The 17559-nt window shown below is 33.1% G+C and carries 16 protein-coding genes; 5 read left to right on the forward strand and 11 right to left on the reverse strand.

Annotated elements, in window-relative coordinates; translation table 11 throughout:
• Positions 1-171: 171 nt before the first annotated feature.
• The 10 genes from ABDW27_RS19360 to ABDW27_RS19405 all read right to left on the reverse strand — a co-directional run bounded on the left by ABDW27_RS19360 (position 172) and on the right by ABDW27_RS19405 (position 9399).
• On the reverse strand, positions 172-1302 hold the full coding sequence (locus tag ABDW27_RS19360; RefSeq protein ID WP_343697383.1) for a peptidylprolyl isomerase: 1131 nt from the start codon (positions 1300-1302) through the stop codon (positions 172-174).
• 55 nt (positions 1303-1357) lie between these two features.
• Entirely contained in the window at positions 1358-2431 is a 1074-nt protein-coding gene (locus ABDW27_RS19365) for a peptidylprolyl isomerase (protein ID WP_343697384.1), read from the reverse strand.
• 17 nt (positions 2432-2448) lie between these two features.
• Positions 2449-3129 carry a gliding motility-associated peptidyl-prolyl isomerase GldI gene (gene gldI / locus ABDW27_RS19370; RefSeq protein ID WP_343697385.1) on the reverse strand — a complete coding sequence of 227 codons (681 nt, stop codon included), beginning with the start codon at positions 3127-3129 and terminating at the stop codon, positions 2449-2451.
• A 6-nt stretch (positions 3130-3135) separates the two neighbouring features.
• Positions 3136-4140, reverse strand: a complete 1005-nt coding sequence (locus ABDW27_RS19375) for a bifunctional oligoribonuclease/PAP phosphatase NrnA (RefSeq protein WP_343697386.1) — start codon at positions 4138-4140, stop codon at positions 3136-3138.
• Positions 4141-4247: 107 nt separating this feature from the next.
• A complete protein-coding gene (locus ABDW27_RS19380) occupies positions 4248-5720 on the reverse strand; it encodes a rhomboid family intramembrane serine protease (RefSeq protein ID WP_343697387.1) in 1473 nt (490 codons plus the stop codon).
• 209 nt (positions 5721-5929) lie between these two features.
• Positions 5930-7186 (reverse strand): voltage-gated chloride channel family protein, encoded by a 1257-nt coding sequence (locus ABDW27_RS19385; protein ID WP_343697388.1) that lies wholly within the window; start codon positions 7184-7186, stop codon positions 5930-5932.
• A 69-nt stretch (positions 7187-7255) separates the two neighbouring features.
• Complete coding sequence (locus ABDW27_RS19390; RefSeq protein ID WP_343697389.1) at positions 7256-7630, reverse strand: hypothetical protein; 375 nt, start codon at positions 7628-7630, stop codon at positions 7256-7258.
• A gap of 9 nt (positions 7631-7639) precedes the next feature.
• Entirely contained in the window at positions 7640-8023 is a 384-nt protein-coding gene (locus ABDW27_RS19395) for a RidA family protein (protein ID WP_056204327.1), read from the reverse strand.
• A gap of 163 nt (positions 8024-8186) precedes the next feature.
• Positions 8187-8492 carry a chaperone modulator CbpM gene (locus ABDW27_RS19400; RefSeq protein WP_343697390.1) on the reverse strand — a complete coding sequence of 102 codons (306 nt, stop codon included), beginning with the start codon at positions 8490-8492 and terminating at the stop codon, positions 8187-8189.
• Positions 8485-9399 carry a J domain-containing protein gene (locus ABDW27_RS19405; RefSeq protein WP_343697391.1) on the reverse strand — a complete coding sequence of 305 codons (915 nt, stop codon included), beginning with the start codon at positions 9397-9399 and terminating at the stop codon, positions 8485-8487. The genes ABDW27_RS19400 and ABDW27_RS19405 overlap by 8 nt, the downstream gene beginning before the upstream one ends.
• A 303-nt stretch (positions 9400-9702) precedes the next feature.
• On the opposite strand from ABDW27_RS19405, the gene ABDW27_RS19410 reads away from it, so the two are divergent.
• A complete protein-coding gene (locus tag ABDW27_RS19410) occupies positions 9703-10413 on the forward strand; it encodes a hypothetical protein (RefSeq protein ID WP_343697392.1) in 711 nt (236 codons plus the stop codon).
• A gap of 127 nt (positions 10414-10540) precedes the next feature.
• Here ABDW27_RS19410 and ABDW27_RS19415 read toward each other — a convergent pair whose 3' ends face one another.
• The gene (locus ABDW27_RS19415; protein ID WP_343697393.1) at positions 10541-11068 is read right to left on the reverse strand and encodes a hypothetical protein; all 528 of its coding nucleotides are present in this window, start codon (positions 11066-11068) and stop codon (positions 10541-10543) included.
• Between the two features lie 212 nt (positions 11069-11280).
• Between ABDW27_RS19415 and guaA the strand changes: the two genes are divergently transcribed.
• The 4 genes from guaA (at position 11281) to ABDW27_RS19435 (ending at position 17378) form a co-directional block, all read left to right on the forward strand.
• A complete protein-coding gene (gene guaA, locus ABDW27_RS19420; protein WP_163411064.1) occupies positions 11281-12810 on the forward strand; it encodes a glutamine-hydrolyzing GMP synthase in 1530 nt (509 codons plus the stop codon).
• Between the two features lie 62 nt (positions 12811-12872).
• Positions 12873-14774 (forward strand): LysM peptidoglycan-binding domain-containing protein, encoded by a 1902-nt coding sequence (locus ABDW27_RS19425; RefSeq protein ID WP_343697394.1) that lies wholly within the window; start codon positions 12873-12875, stop codon positions 14772-14774.
• A 94-nt stretch (positions 14775-14868) separates the two neighbouring features.
• Positions 14869-16977 carry a LysM peptidoglycan-binding domain-containing protein gene (locus ABDW27_RS19430; RefSeq protein ID WP_343697395.1) on the forward strand — a complete coding sequence of 703 codons (2109 nt, stop codon included), beginning with the start codon at positions 14869-14871 and terminating at the stop codon, positions 16975-16977.
• Positions 16977-17378, forward strand: coding sequence for an OsmC family protein (locus tag ABDW27_RS19435; RefSeq protein ID WP_343697396.1), 402 nt, complete (start codon positions 16977-16979; stop codon positions 17376-17378). Before ABDW27_RS19430 ends, ABDW27_RS19435 begins: the two co-directional genes overlap by 1 nt.
• Positions 17379-17559: the final 181 nt, after the last annotated feature.

Consider the following 17559-nt stretch of genomic DNA (forward strand, 5'->3'; position numbering starts at 1 on the left):
GCAAAGGTAAGTTATTTTGTTTAAGAATTACTAGAAAATATATACACACGTTATGATTGTAATGAATGAAAGGATTTTATTGTATTGATATTTGATGATTCTGCAGAATTTATAAAATAAAAAAACCACCAAATAAATTGATGGCTTTTTACTATTTTCTAATTAATATAATTATTTAGAGGGTTGATTTTGATATGTTTCAATTTCAAAAATCAAAGTTGCATTTGGCGGAATAACACCTCCGGCTCCTTGTGGTCCGTAAGCTAAATTTGAAGGAAGAAAGAAAGTTGCTTTTTCTCCATCTGTCATCATATCCAGAGCTTCAATAAATCCCGGAATCATACCGTCTTTTTTTCCAACAGTAAAAGGAAAAGCTTTGTAACCGCCCTGAGCATCTCTGTTTGCATCATATTTTCCGTAAGCTTTTGCTACATCAGTAATACTGCTGTCAAAAAGAGTTCCGTCTTCAAAATAGCCAGCATAGTGGAAATAAATTGTAGAACCTTCAGCACCTTTTACACCAGTTCCGTTTTTAGTAACAACATATTTTAATCCAGATGCAGTTGTAGTTGCTTTTGCTTTTAATGAAGCAAAATAAGCAGCTTTTTCTGAAGCAACTTTTTTGGCTTCTTCTTTTTTAGCTTCCCCTTTTTTTACTTCATCGCTGAATACTTTTACAGCATCAAATTTTTTAGCGGCAGCACCTTTACGAGTAATCGTAATTTTTGTCATAATATCGTCCTGAACAATTTTATTTACATTGTCCATTCCAGAAACTACATGACCAAAAATAGTGTGTTTTCCGTTTAACCAAGGTGTGTCTTTATGAGTGATAAAAAACTGGCTTCCGTTTGTTGCAGGACCTGAGTTAGCCATTGCCAAAACACCGCCTTTTTCGAATCTTAATTCTTCTACAAACTCATCTTTAAAAGCATATCCCGGGCCTCCTGAACCATTTCCGTCAGGATCTCCACCCTGAATCATGAAATCATTAATAACTCTGTGAAATTTTAATCCATCATAAAATGGTTTTCCTTTAAGTCTTTCTACAGTTACATAAGGGTTTTTTCCTTCTGCCAAAGAAATAAAGTTAGCAACCGTTACAGGCGCTTTTACATATTCAAGCGAAAGAACAATATCTCCTTTTGTTGTTGAGATTGTTGCAAAAATACCTTCAGCCGGATTAGCTGCCACAGCTGTTTTTTTTGCTGCGGGCGCTGCTGGTTTTGCTGCTGGTTTTTTAGTTTGTGCCTGAATGTTTAAAACAGTCAGACAGAATAAAAATAGAAATTTAAATTTCATTGTATTTCGAATTTAGGTCGTAAAAATAATTATAAGAATTTAATTATAAAAACAATTAAGGTTTCTCTAATAATTGAACTTCAAAAATAATATTTGCGTTTGGCGGAATAACTCCTCCTGCACCCGTTGCGCCATAGGCTAAGTGAGATGGAATAAAAAGAACAGCTTTGTCTCCAAATGAAAGTTGCTCGATTCCTTCAATAAATCCAGGGATTAAACCATCTTTGCGTCCTGCCTGAAAAGGAATTGGCTGATAACCGTGTTGTTCAGCTCTTGTGGCATCAAATTTTCCAAAAGCTTTATTAACGTCTTCGATACTTGAATCAAATAAAGTTCCGTCTTCTAAGAAACCTGCGTAGTGAATGTAAACCTGAGTTCCTGCAGCTGGTTTTTTTCCTGAACCTTTTTCAGTAATAACGTATTCTAAACCAGTTGAAGTTTTTGTAGCTTTTGGTCTGATAGAAGCATAAAAATCTACTTTTTCTTTTTGAACTCCGGCAAATTTGCTTTTCTCTTTTGCGATGTCAGCAAAGTAATCGTGAAATACTTTTACAGCATCAAATTTTTTAGCAGCTTCACCATTTCTGATAATTGTTACCGTGATGATATTATCACCCTGAACTACTTTATTTACAACTTCTTGTCCTTTTTCTACAACATGTCCAAAAATTGTATGTTTATTGTCTAACCATGGTGTTTCAACGTGTGTAATAAAAAATTGACTACTGTTTGTACCAGGACCATTATTAGCCATTGCTAAAACACCTGCTTTGTCAAATTTTAAATCTGAAAATTCATCTTTAAATTTATATCCTGTGTCTCCAGAACCCGTTCCAAGTGGATCTCCTGACTGAATCATGAAATCTGCAATAACTCGGTGAAATTTTAAACCATCATAAAATGGTTTCTTTTTTAAGTTTTCATCCGCAACAAATTCGTTTTTTCCTTCGGCTAAGGTTACAAAGTTTGCAACCGTAACTGGTGCTTTTTTATAATCTAATTCAACAATAATATGTCCTTTATTAGTTTCTATGTCAGCGTATAAACCATCGGGTAAATTGCTGTGATCGTCTTTACATGAATAAAATGAACTAACGGCTAGTAGTAATAATAAAATACTTTTTTTCATTTTGTAAAATGTTGTTTTTATGGGTTTAATGTATCTTTTTTAGTTTGAGCTGCAGGTTTAGTTACCGCAGGTTTTGCAATCGTAGGTTTCGCGGCTGCTGTTGTTGGAGCAGCAGTTGTAGAAGCTGCCGGAGCTGCTGCAGGCTGTGCCGGATCTGGAACAAAATTGCGAAGCGTAACGGTACAAATTAAGGACTGATTAGGTCCAATTTTTTTGTTATCGCCATGATATCCGTAAGCAATATGTGATGGAAATAAGAACGTAACGGTCTCATTTTTTTTCATGTATTTAATTCCGTCGCGTAATCCCATCATGATATCTTGTTTGTCTACATAATAGGTCTGCGGACCAAGATCAGATTCTGAATAAATAACAGCACCGTTTATACTTTTTACTTCTAAATTAAAATACGCAATATCTCCTTTTTTTGGAGTTGCTGTTTCAGTAGTGCTTTTTTCATCATAATAAAACCAATATCCTTTTTTAGTGGCATAATATTTTACTTTCGGATTACTTTTGATGAGTTTCTTGATAACTTGTTCTTCGTTTGCGACTAATTTTTTATTTCTGTCAGCCGACTTTTTCATAAAAGTACCCGAAGCCCTTGAAACAGGCATTCTGATATCTTCATGCTGCTTACAGCCTGCCAGTAAAACTGCAAAAAGCAGTGAGTAAATGCTAAGTTTTAAGTAGCTCATATTGGTTTATATTTTTAGTTTAGTTACTAAATCTTCAAACTTTTTAACTGTTTCTTCCATCGAAGTTTCAGATCTTCCGCCGGCCGCATTTATGTGCCCGCCTCCGTTAAAGTGGTCTCGTGCAAACTGGTTCACATCAAATCCTCCTTGTGAACGGAAAGAAATCTTGATTATTTTTTCGTCTTTATTTTCGATAAAGATAGCTGTAAAATTGATTCCTCTTATACTTAAACCATAATTAACAATTCCTTCAGTATCGCCTTTTACATAATTAAATGAATCTAATTCAGCTTGCGTAAGAGTTGTATAGGAAGTTTTATGCTCTTCAAAAATTTTCATGTTCTGAAGTGCCCGGCCTAGTAACTGCAAACGGCTGAAAGAGCTGTTATCGTATAATAAAACCGGGATTTGAGTATTTTCAACTCCTAAATCAATTAATTCAGCAATAATTCTGTGTGTGTTTCCTGTAGTTCCCGGAAAACGAAACGAACCAGAATCGGTTAAAATACCGGTGTAGATGCAAGTTGCAATAGTTTTGTCAATATCTTCTTTTTTGTTTAAAAAAGTAATAAAGTTATACACCATTTCGCAAGTCGATCCGTAAGAGGTATCAGAATACATATACGTTGCGTAATCGTGTGGTTTTTCATGATGATCGATCATGATAAACGGAACGGTTAATTTTGCCAGTGTATGTTCCATTTCACCTGTACGATGAAAAGCATTAAAGTCGAGTGTAAAAATTAACTCAGCTTCTTCTAATATTTTGGTACAGTTTTCAGTATCTCTTTCAAAGATTTTTACGGTTTCTGAACCCGGAAGCCAGGCTAAAAAATCAGGAAAATCATTTGGCGCAATAACTGTTGGATGATGATTGTTTTTTAATAAAAAATGGTACAAAGCCAAAGTAGAACCCATAGCGTCGCCATCTGGACCTCTGTGTGGTATTATTACGATTTTTTTCGGAGCTGCAAGCAATAATTGAATTGCCTGAATATCTTGTATTTTCATAGTGTGCGAATTTACATTTTTTTAATCTAACGCAACAAACATTTTTCAGATTAACACACTTTTAAGTGCTTACAAATTTTATATGTAAATTGATATTCAGATTGGTTTTAACTATCAGGAGTCGATTCGTTTAATTTCTTTAATAATTTTTCTATTTCAACATTAATATCGATCATTCTGTCGTCGTATTCAGCACTGTTTTCTGTAATTTTTTTATAGGCCAGTTCATAGAGATCAATTCTTAGATTACAGTATTTTATTAAATCTGAGTTTCTTTTGTGAAGAGTATGCGGGAGATATAATTTATCTAAATCTTTGATAAGTGTAATGTTTTCATTCCAATAGTAAATTCCACGATCTTTAATCATATAAAGTACCATTTCTTTACTTTCTTCAACAGTATTTCCATACTGTGTGCTATAAGCTTCTAAGGCCATTTTTTCCATGTCAACAAACTCATGAATTCTTTCTTCATATTCCATAGTTTGATAAATATAAACCTGAGTATTTTTATATTTTATGTAGAAAAACACAAGTAATATAGTGGCTGTTGAAGTCATAATAATGAATGCAGCTTTCCTTTGTTTTTCAAAAATGACTAGAATTATTCCAAAAAGAATTCCAATAATAAATCCGGCTAGGTATTCTGTCAAACTAAAATCTTTGATATAAGAATATAAAATGTTTATTATGAGTAATGTAATGGAAATTAATAATGATTTTACACGAATTACTTTTGTAGAATTTTTAAAGAGAAATACAACTAACAAGATTCCCATCATACTTGAAATTACGCCTGCGGTACCTGTATTTATAACATCTTTGTTTTGATAAAGGCTGTATAAACTTACACTTATTGCTGAAAGTATGTACAGAATAATAAAGTTTGATTTTTTTATATATAATTCTAATAAAATTCCGATAAAAGCCAGTGCAAGGACGCTTAGAAAAAGATCGATGATATTGGTATGTACAAAACAGCCTGAGAATAATCTCCACCATTCATTGTCAGTTGTAAGGGATCCAAAGTTAGCTCCCCAATCAATTAAATCCTGATCTTTTGGAGTTAAGAAATTTACTCCCGAAAAACACATGACAATAAAAAGCAGTAGGTTTAGATTAATTAAAATCGGAGTAATGAAATAATCTTTGACAGGTATAAAAATTGAAAAGAATGAATAAAAAGCAGAAACAGGAAATGTTGAAGTGTAATTGTTTTCCTGCTCAAGATCTTGTATAGTAATGTTTCTATCCAAATTTAAGGCAGGCAGATCTTTTACCATTTCATATATTTGACTGGAAAAGTTTTCGGTATTTTTTTTATTTCTACCAAGATCATGAATCTGATAACCATTTGATTTACTTTTTATAATAACCGTATTGTCATCAAAAGAAAATAAAATTGTTTCATTCCACGTGTTCTGATTAGTGGTTGCTACAATTAATTCATCTTCATTAATTGTAACTACTGACCAGTTGTTTTTTTTAAATATTTTAATGGCAATTTGAATAAATTCTAATTTAGATAACTGATTTAGAGGAATTAATTCAGTATAAGAAGCTGGAAATCCGAAGGCCATTTTAGTTGTATTTATGATTTGAATTTGGTAAAACAATACTACAAAAAAAGATTATGAAAATGCAGCTTATTAATTTTTATGTTTATCGTTTCTGAATCTTTGATATTGTATATTAACCCAAACCGATGAAACAATTTCGCTTTGGCAAAAATGCTGATTTAAACGGATTTCTTTTTTGGAATTTGGAATTTAAAAATTGAAATTTATTCCTAAAGATTTTGAAGCTCTTTTTTATGAAACTTTTGATACAATTTATATTTTGCACCTTTTACAATTTGCGATTTATAAATTCCAACAGAACCCGATGAAAAATAAGCAATTGTACATCCGATGGCAATAAAAATTCCGGGCTCAATGCCGAATAATTCCATTCCCATGATTGTACACGCAAGAGGAGTGTGGGTTGCCCCCGAAAATACAGCTACGAAACCAACTCCGGCCAAGAGCGCAATTGGCATTGGAATAAATGCTGATAAAGCGCTTCCTAAAGTTGCACCAACAAAAAATAAAGGAGTTACTTCTCCGCCTTTAAAACCAGCTCCTAAAGTAAATCCGGTAAATAAAATTTTAAGTAAAAAGTCGTACCATTCGCTTTGATTTGAAAATGAATCAACAATTACAGGAACTCCAAGTCCGGAGAATTTGGTAAATCCTAAACCTGCAATAGCGATGGCAAGAACAATTCCGCCAATAACCGGACGAAGCGTTGGATATTTAATGTTTTTTGAGAAAAGTGAACCCCAAAAATGAGTACTTCGGGAAAATAATAAAGCTGCAAAACCTGAAAGTACCCCAACTAATATAATGTAAAATGTATTGCTAAAACTAAGTTCAGGAACTACAGGAATACTGTAATGCGTATGTTTGATTTCCCAGAATTCTACAGTAAAATAAGCGGCATAAGCTACTAAAAACGAAAGAACAATACTTTTAAAATTAATTTTACTGAAATACAAAACTTCCAAAGCAAAAATAGCTCCGGCCAAAGGTGTTCCAAAAACAGAAGCAAAACCAGCGCTTATTCCTAAAATGATTAAAATTCTACGTTCTGAATTGTCTAATTTGAAAAGTTTTGTGAATTGATCGGCAATTGCGCCTCCCATTTGTACAGCTGTGCCTTCACGTCCGGCCGAGCCTCCAAATAAATGAGTCAATAAAGTTCCTAAAAGTACCAAAGGCGCCATTTTAAACGGAATGACTTTCTTAGGTTTTTCGTATTCTTCGAGCAGTAAATTGTTGCCTTTTACAACAGATTCTCCCCAATAATGATAACCAGCTCCAACTAAAAATCCGCCTAAAGGCAAAAGCCAGATAATCGAATCATGGTGAATTCTATATTGTGTAACCCATTCTAAAGAAACAAGAAAAAATGCTGATGCAGATCCTGAAAGAATGCCTATTAAGGCACAAATAATAATCCATTTAGGTAAGGAAAGTAAAAATTGTTTTGGGCTTTGGGAAGTCATTAATAGTTATAAAATAGTTTTTATCACAAACATGAATAATTTTTTGGAATAAATTACAAAATGAGTTAATTATTTAATTTTTACCATTTCAAGTTCTAATGAGATATCATTCATTTTTGATAAACACTTTATTTTATTATTATCAATTTCATTAATTTTGACAATAACAGTTTGGCCGATTAACTTTTTTAATTTAGGAACATCGATTTTTGTATAAGTTAAGATATATTCACATTCGGATATCCATTTAACAGTTCCTTCAATAATAATGTGTCTTATTTGATCTTCTTCTACCTGCACATTCCCATTTCTTGTTACAATGAAATTTGAAAAATTAGGATTTTTGTAAATAAATGTTCCGTTTTTAAAATAGGAACATTTATTTACTTGTGAATTACAATTTACACTTAAAATTATAAGTGCTAAAAAAATAAACTTTTTCATTGCAAAAACTTACTGTACAACAGCAGTAAATTCAATTTCTACCAAATATTCAGGAGCAACTAATTTACTTATTCCATAGAAACCTGTTGTAGGTTTTACATCTTTAAAAAATGCTGAGTGAGCTCTGGCAACTTCTTCAAATGTAGAAACGTCAGTTGTAAAAATTCTGGTTCTGATAACGTCTTTAATGCCAACATTTAAATCTTCCAGAACTTTTTCAACACGCTCAATAATATTGTAGGTCTGTGCGTATGCGTCGTCGGCTTTTACTTTATCGCCGTCAACAATGGCTACAGTTCCCGAAACTTCAATGATATTACCAATTCTTACAGCGCGGCAGTATCCCATTTTGTCTTCCCACGGCGATCCTGTTAAGATATTTTCTCTTTTCATTTTTTGAGTTTTTCGAATTGTTTCTGCAGAATTTAAAAAAACAATTCAGGTTAATTAATGCGCTGCAATTTATGAAATAAGCTCGGGAAAAAGAATTTTGAAGAGTTGAAATCACTTCGAAAATCTTTCTTTTTTGTGATATTTTAAAAGAAGATTATAAGTTTTATTCTATTTGATTTTCCTCATAAATTCGGAGTTTGTTATGTGCGTTTGTAAGATGCTGCTGTAGCACTTCAATTTTGTTCAGTAAATGATAAATCGCGTCAATCCCTTCCATATTTATGTTTAGATCATAATGCATCCGAATCATTTTTTCTATCAAAGGCAGCTGTTCCGGCTGTAGATATTCATCATTTTCTTCAATAATAATTTCAACTAAACCATAATTGTTAAGTTCAGTAATAAAAGTGTTTTCAATTTCGTGATAAATACAAAATTGTTTTATTTGGACTAAGTTCTTGTTACGCATGATTTCTAAGTTTAGATAATTCTATAAACAATTCTTTTTCTTTTTCAGATAATTGAGTTGGAATTTTTAAGTTGTAGGTTACATACAAATCGCCAAACTGATTTTCCTTTTTGTAGACCGGAAAACCTTTTCCTTTTAATTTGACTTTAGTTCCGGTTTGGGTTTCGGCAGGAACTTTAATTTTTACTTTTCCATCAAAAGTTTTGATGTTGATTTCTCCGCCCAAAATTGCCGTGTACAAATCAAGATCAACGTTTGAATATAAATTATTCCCTTCTCGTTTAAAATCTGAATTATTAGAAATGATAAACGTAATATACAAATCGCCATTTGGCCCTCCGTTTACACCCGCGCCGCCATGTCCGGGAATTTTAATAACCTGACCGTTCTCAACTCCGGCCGGAATTGTGATTCGGATATTCTTGCCATTTACAGTCAAACTCTGTTTGTGTGTAGCGTAAGCCGAAGCCAGATCAAGTTCTAATTCGGCATTAAAATCCTGACCTCTATATTTCGACTGTCCGCGGCTGCTTCGTCCGGAACCATACATCGAATTGAAAAAATCTGAGAAATCACTTCCTGAAAAATCTCCTCCAAAACCAGAAAAATCCTGATTACTGCTTTGTTGTCTCGAATATTGCGACTGATTTGGGTCGTAACCAGCCTTTTCAAATTCATCGGCATGTTTCCAGTCTTTTCCGTATTTGTCGTATTTTTTTCGATTTTCAGGGCTGCTTAAAACTTCGTTGGCTTCGTTGATTTCCTTAAATTTTTTCTCCGCTTCTTTATCATTCGGATTCAAATCGGGATGATATTTTCGGGCCAGTTTTCTGTATGCTTTTTTAATCTCTGCTTCCGTAGCCGATTTTGTAACATCTAAAGTTTTATAATAATCAATATAATCCATCTTGCTGTATTTTAAGATAAATAATTAGATATTGAAGTTAAGAATAAGTTGTTAAGAATCAAAATTCTAAAGTAGTTTTAAGTAGAAAAATGACAATAAATCAGAAGAGCTTTGGGATTTGGAATTTTATATATTGAAATTTAATTCTTGAATTTTTGGCAGGTTTTTTGATTTGCAAATATTAGCCTAATATATTGTTATAATACTCTTAAAGTTGTCGAGCCAAACTTATTTATTCTATTTTTGTGAAGCTAACCTGAGTTCTATAAAAAATTATAAAGCCGATTCGATAACCACTTTTCAATGAAGCATATTTTATTTTTCATACTATTTTTTGCAGCTGTAACCGTTTCAGCTCAAAGTGAATTTGGAACAAAATTCAAGCCTATCCCGGCACCTAAGTTTAGCACAAAGAAAAAAACGCCGATTCCGCAGGTAAAAGATCCTGCAACAGAAACGGCAGATATGCCAAGTATAAAAACACCCAACGTTTTTGATAATACGAGTATAACTCCAAAATCGCAGCTTCAGGTTGGTGCAGAAAAAAGTAAATTTTCTATGTATCAGCAAAACGATTTTGCCAATCCGGGAGATCAGTATGTAGATAAAATGGAAAAGGATTTGGATAAAGCCCTTAAAGATGCAGGTTTAAAAGAAGGCAGAGGGACTTTAGTAAAATCAAATATTTCGCTGGGAGATTTTAAAACCAAATCAGAATATTTTATTGTAAAATTCCGCGATTTCGGTGCAATCGATGGCGATTTAGTAAAAGTATCATCCAATGATGTTGTAATTCAGGAACGAATTTTGTTAGATTCCAATTATAAAGACGTAAAAATAAATTTAACCCAAGGATTTAATAAACTGGATTTTGAAGCTTTAAATATTGGTGCTTTGGGCGGTAATACTGCCGAAATCAGAGTTTATGACGATAAAGGCCAATTGGTTACAAATGATTATTGGAACAATCTTGCCGCAGGATTTAGAGCGACGATTATTGTTACGAAAGAGTAATTTTTTTTAGAGATACTAAGGTTCTAAGATGCTAAGTTTTTTCTCAGCTTCTTAGAACCTTATCATTTTAAATTAAGATTCTAAAAAAACTTAGAACCTTAGCAGCTCAGCACCTTAGAACCTCAGATTAAAACGGATCTGCAGTAACCTTAAACTTCATATCTGCTTTTACAGTTACATCTTGCGTAAGTGTTTCTTTAAGCGTAACCTGAGTTCTGATTTTATATTTATCAGCTTTAATATATTGATCTAGTTTTTTATCTGTACAAATCAAATCGATTGCATTTGAAGATGTATTAATATTGTCCTGATAAGCCAATTCAATTTCATTAGAATCTGTTGTAGAAATATACAAGTGAATTGATTTTAAAAAGGTAAAGTTTTTGTCAGAAGGATCAGAAATGGTAAGTTTAAGCGATCTGATTTTTACATCCTTTACCAAACTAGCTTTAGTTTTATTGTTTTCAAATTCGGCAGAAGAATTTGTGGTAACCTCCGGAGTGATTATTTCCGTTGGTAAATTAAGCGGAGATGTACTTTTAATTTTAATCGAAGCATCGTTCGAAATAGTAAAAGTCAATAAATCATCAACAGCATTACAAGAAGAAAAAAAGATCGACAAGAATGCAGTCAGGGCAATAAATTTTAATTTCATAGTTAAATTTTAAATGGGTTTTCGTTATGTACGAAATAAAATGGTTTTTAGATTTAAGCTTCTAAGTTTCTAAGGCGCTAAGATGCTAAGTTTTTTTAGATTTTGAAACATAAAATCTCAGAATCTCAGAATCTTAGAACCTTAGCGTCTTTTGATTTAAAAAAAATCAAAAATCAATTTTTGAATTTCGAATATAAAAAGTACTTTTGCGCATGCAACACAACGTACTTATTTTAGATTTCGGATCGCAATATACACAGCTTATTGCGCGTAGAGTTCGCGAATTAAATATATTCTGCGAAATTTTTCCTTACAATCACATTCCAAGTGATTTATCAAGTTATAAAGCCGTAATTTTAGGAGGAAGCCCTTTCTCTGTAAGAGGAGAAGATGCACCGCATCCTGATTTATCGCAAATTAGAGGTAAAATGCCTTTGCTTGCCGTTTGTTACGGAGCGCAGTATTTAGCGCATTTCAGCGGTGGAGAAGTAGCAGCTTCAAACACCAGAGAATACGGAAGAGCCAACTTGTCTTATATTAAAGAAGGAGAAACTTTCTTTGAAGGAGTTTCAGAAAACAGTCAGGTTTGGATGAGCCATAGCGATAGTATCAAAGCACTTCCAACAAATGCTGTAAAATTAGCAAGCACGCATGACGTAGAATACGCAGCTTACAAAATCGAAGGCGAAACTACTTATGCAATTCAATATCACCCAGAGGTTTACCATTCAACTGACGGTAAAAAAATGCTGGAAAACTTCTTAGTAAAAATTGCTGAAGTTCCTCAAAACTTTACTCCAAATGCTTTCGTTGACGAAATGGTAGCAGAATTAAAAGAAAAACTAGGAAACGATAAAGTGGTTCTTGGTTTGTCTGGAGGAGTAGATTCTACTGTAGCTGCAGTTTTATTAAACAAAGCAATCGGACAAAATTTATATTGCATCTTCGTAAATAACGGACTTTTGCGTAAAAACGAATTCCAAAATGTATTAGATCAATACAAAGGAATGGGATTAAATGTAAAAGGTGTCGATGCAGGAGATCGTTTCCTTGGCGAATTAGCGGGAATTAGTGATCCAGAAACAAAACGTAAAACAATTGGTCGTGTATTTATCGAAGTTTTTGATGATGAATCACACTTATTAGAAGACGTAAAATGGTTAGCGCAGGGAACAATTTACCCAGACGTTATCGAATCTGTTTCGGTAAAAGGACCATCTGCAACTATTAAATCGCACCACAACGTTGGTGGATTGCCGGATTATATGAAATTAAAAATTGTAGAACCACTTAGAATGCTTTTTAAAGATGAAGTACGAAGAGTAGGTGCTACTTTAGGAATAGATCCTGAATTATTAGGAAGACATCCTTTCCCGGGACCAGGATTGTCAATCAGAATTTTGGGAGACATTACGCCTGAGAAAGTTAGAATTTTACAAGATGTTGATTCTGTTTTTATTGAAGGATTAAAATCTTGGGGATTATATGATAAAGTTTGGCAGGCTGGAGCAATTTTGCTTCCTGTAAATTCTGTTGGAGTTATGGGCGATGAGCGTACGTACGAAAAAGTAGTAGCGCTTAGAGCAGTAGAATCAACAGACGGTATGACTGCTGACTGGGTTCATTTACCTTACGACTTCCTGATGAAAGTTTCAAACGACATTATCAACAAGGTAAAAGGCGTGAACCGTGTAGTTTACGATATAAGTTCAAAACCACCTGCAACAATTGAGTGGGAATAGTATTATTTTTAAAATTAAGGTCTTACATTTGTAAGGCCTTAATTTTTTATAACCTACTATTTATGAGAGAACTTTTAACGATTTCTCTTGTGTTTATTTTGTCTTTTAACAAAATAGCTGCGCAAGATTCAATTATTGAGCACAAGATTCAAAAAGGGGAAACCGCTTATTTTATAGCTCAAAAGTATAAGGTTTCTGTAGATGAGATTTATAAACTCAACCCCGAATCGCAAAGCGGAATCAAAGACAACCAAATTATTAAGATTCCGGTTCATTCTCCACAAAAAATAAATCAGGATCAGCAAAATATTCACATTGTTGCTGAAAAAGAAACATTATACGGTTTATCAAAAAAATATAATGTTACGGTTGAAGCTCTTCAAAATGCAAACCCAATTCTGGCAAACGGACTTCAGGTTGGACAGGAATTAGTTATTCCGCAGGTTTCAAATTCTCCTAAAACAGAAAGTGCATCTTCTCCAAAAACAACCCATTTAGTTGCGGCCAAAGAATCTTTGTTTAGTATTGCCAGACAATACAATGTTTCAGTTCAGGATTTAGAAAATCTCAACAAAGATATTTTGATTAACGGTTTGCAGATTGGCCAGACCATTTCAATTCCAAATAAAAGAAAAACGCTGGACGGAAGAGTTCGTGTGATTAATCAGGAAACGATTTTTCATGTAGTTGAACCAAAAGAAACTAAATTTTCGATTTCTAAAAAATACGGAATTACAATCGAACAGCTGGAATCTCAAAATCCGGAAATTGTAAACGGATTAATTGTTGGAAACAAACTGGCTATCAATACAAAAGCAATAAAACCAGCCAACGAAAGTGAAGAATTAATGCTGGCTCTTGCCGAAAAACAGGTTGTGGTTGAAAAAACAAAAGCCAAAACGGTTGAAATCGAAGATTTAAAAGACAGATTGGTTGTTCAGAAAGAAATGAACGAGAAAATTATAAAAATTAATGATCTGAAAGTTAATTTGAATGATATGAACGGTTCTAAAGAAAACTCAGTCGAAAAACTGCGATTGGTTTTAGAAGCAAATAAAAATGTTCAGGATATTTTAATGGCAAAATTAGATTCATTGGTAAATACCATGAACAATGATTTAGTTGAATTAAAACGAATGGATATTTTGAATGTGGATGAATCTAAGCGTTTGGAAAAACAATCTTACGAAAGTATTGGAAAAACCAGTGAATTATCTTCTCAATTGAAAAAGGAACTGGCAGAAAATCGAAAAGCCTACGCCGGTTTAATGAATAAAGTGGAGAAAATTGCCGTTGAAGAAAATCAGGAGTACAAAAAGAAAATCCGCGAAAGCGAAAAAAATAACAATGTAACTTCAATTCAGCAAAGACTTTCATTAGAAGAAATCAAACGCTATAAAATTGAACAGGAACAAGGCGATGCCAAAAATCAGGCCTTAATTTCTAAAATAGATTCACTAGATACTCAAAAACAAATAGAAGTAAAACGTCATATTAGTAAAGCTTCTTACTACAGTATGGAAGCAAGAAAATTTGACGATAAAGTAGCTTTAATGAAACTGAAAAAATATCAGGATGAAGCCATTAAAAAAGCATCTCCAGCAGAAAAATCAAAAGCAGTTTCAATAGAAGAAATGCGTCGTGAACTAAAAGAAAATCCATTTAAAAATGAGAAAAATGTAAGTATTGAAGTTTATGATAATCTTAAAGAAGTTTCAAACGGGTATTACTTAGTTTTAGGTATATTTACAGACGCAGTACCGAGAGATAAGCTAATTATGAAACTTATTGATTCTGGCGATTTTAACGCTAGTTTTTTCTTTAATGTAAACAGTCTTTCTTATTATGTTTATTCAGATAGATTCCAAAATATGGAAGAAGTTTTGTACCAATGCAAGAAAAAGGAAGAAGATGAGTTATATAAAAATATCATTATTGCCAAATTAGAAGTTGATCTTCGATAATTTTTTGGATGAACTGGCAAATGGCGTGAATCTTGTATGAGAGAAATTAGTATCTTATTTTTGAATTGAAATTAAAATTGTTTAAGTCTTATTTATGAAATATTATTCAACATTATTTTTACTTGTTTTTTTTGTAACCTGTTCTGCTTTTTCACAAGGGAAAGCGATAAAATACACGGTTTCAAGTGGAGAAACGGTTAACCAGATTGCTCAAAAATTTAAGGTTACGCCTTTTGATATTTACGAATTAAATCCGGACGCAAGAAATGGCGTAAAACCAAATACCGTTTTGCTGATCCCGACAGGAAAAAGTACTGATAAAAAAGAAACAGCTGCAAAATCGACAAGTAGCTCGAAATCGACAACGCATGAAGTTCAGCCAAAAGAAACCTTATATGGTATTGAAAAAAAATATGGACTTACAGACGAAGCCTTAAAAGCGGCAAATCCGTTTTTGGTGACAGACGGTTTACAGCCAGGTCAAACCTTGACAATTCCGGGAAAAGGATCTGTGGCAAAACCAGCTGCGACATCTGAAAAAAAGAAAGAAAAAGGCGCTGAAAAATATGTTTTTCATGATGTTCAGCCAAAGGAAACTAAATTTGGAATTGCCAAACAATACGGAATTTCGGTTGAAGAATTAGAGAAAAAAAATCCTGAAATTGTTTCAAGTTTACCAGTCGGATATAGATTGACCATAAAAGGAACTGCTCCTAAAACAGATAATCCTGCACCGGCTGCAGTTGCAAAAACTGAAGAACCTAAGAAAGCTGCTGAATCTAAAAAAGCAGTTTCGTATATGGAATATCAGGTAAAACCAAAAGAGACTTTTTATAGTTTAGGAAGAGTTTTCCATTTATCACAAGAAGAATTAGTGGCTTTAAACCCGTCACTTTCAGAAGGAGTAAAAGAAGGAATGGTTTTAAAAGTTCCTGCCGGATATGTTGCGCCGCAGCCAATTGTGGCACAGTCTCAGCCAACTGAAAAAACAGTACAAACTTCTGTAGAAAAGCCAGTTGAAAAAGCGGTTGAAAGGCCTGTTGAAACCAGCGGCGGAGGAATTAAAATTGTAGATAAAGTAAAATCTGAAACCGTTTCTGCAGATCCTGAAATTGTTGAATTGACTAAGAAAAGAGGACAAAACGAACGTAAAAAAGTGGTTTTATTACTTCCGTTTAATTTAGCAAAATTGCAAAGCGACACTACTGGAATGGCTGCACGTTTAAAAACAGATAAGTTTTTAAATATGACGCTTGATTTTTATTCTGGAGCTATGATGGCGATTGATTCGGCTAAAACATTAAAACTGCCAATTGATGTTTCTATTTACGACTCACAGGAAACTAAAACAACATCAAATATTTCAAGTTTAATTGCACAAAATAAGTTGCAGGATGCTGATGCTGTTGTTGGACCGTTTTATCAAAACAATGCTGAGTCTACTGCAAATTCACTTCGTTTGTATAATGTTCCGGTTATTTCTCCATTATCAAAAGATGTTGCAAATCCTATCGATAATTTATATCAAACAATACCTTCAAATGATGTAGTTAGAAATGCGATTTTTGATTATATGCGTGCTAAAAATGGAAATATTGTAGCTGTTGTTGACAAGAAAAAAGAATCAGTTATCAGTTATATAAAACAAAACCAAAAAGGAGTTGTTTTTGCTGGTTTGACAGAGGCCGGAGGCTTAGATGTTGCTAATTTAAAAAGCTTGTTACTGCCAACACGTATGAATTATGTCGTGATGGAAACGGGAAATACAGCGATGATAAAAAGTGTAATCAAAGCATTGATCGATTCACAAAAAACATGTCAGGTACAATTGGTAATTTTAGAACCAAACAGTACATTGGATACTGATGAAATTAATTTTGATAATTTAGTACAGTTGAAATTAATGTATCCATCGGTTACCCGAGACAGCGACGATCAGACGGTTTCGATCTTTAAAAAAGAATATAAACTGAAAAATAAAGTAAATCCAAATACTTATGCAACAAGAGGTTTTGACGTAACTTTTGATACGATGATGCGTTTGGTTCAGGGAAAAACTTATCAGGAGACAACTGATTTAATGACAACACAACAGGTTGACAATAAATTTCAATTCTATAAAAAAGAAGATGGGGGACACGCAAATAAAGGTGTCTATATTTTATATTACGATTCAGACTTAACTTTAAAAGAAGCAAATTAATGACATCAAAAGTAACCTACTTAGGCGATCTAAGAACAAGTTCAATTCATATACAATCAGGAAGTGAAATCATTTCTGATGCACCTTTAGATAATAACGGAAAAGGAGAAGCTTTTTCTCCTACAGATACTGTAGCAAATGCGTTAGCAAGCTGTATGTTTACCATTATGGGAATTAAAGCCCGTGATTTAAATGTAGAATTAACCGGTTCTACTGCAGAAGTAACCAAAATTATGAATGCCGAGCCTCGCAGAATTGGAGCAATAGAAGTTGTTTTTGAATTAGAAAGCAATGCTGATGAAAAAAGCAGAATTATCCTGGAACGTGCGGCGATGACTTGTCCGGTATTTTTGAGCTTAAGTTCAGAAATAGAAAAGAAGATTTCATTTAATTGGAAATAATATTTAATTCCTATATTTTTTTAAAAGCCGTCAATTTTGACGGCTTTTCTTTTGGTATTTCCTAAAAGTTCAAAAATTAACAAAATATTCATATCAATTTTTGGTTCTTAAAAATATAATGAAGTATCTTTGTCTTGCAAAAAATACGCATATAAATGCAAAAATAATGCAAAATAGTAAA

This window comes from Flavobacterium sp., from assembly GCF_039595935.1.
Classification (GTDB): Bacteria; Bacteroidota; Bacteroidia; order Flavobacteriales; family Flavobacteriaceae; genus Flavobacterium.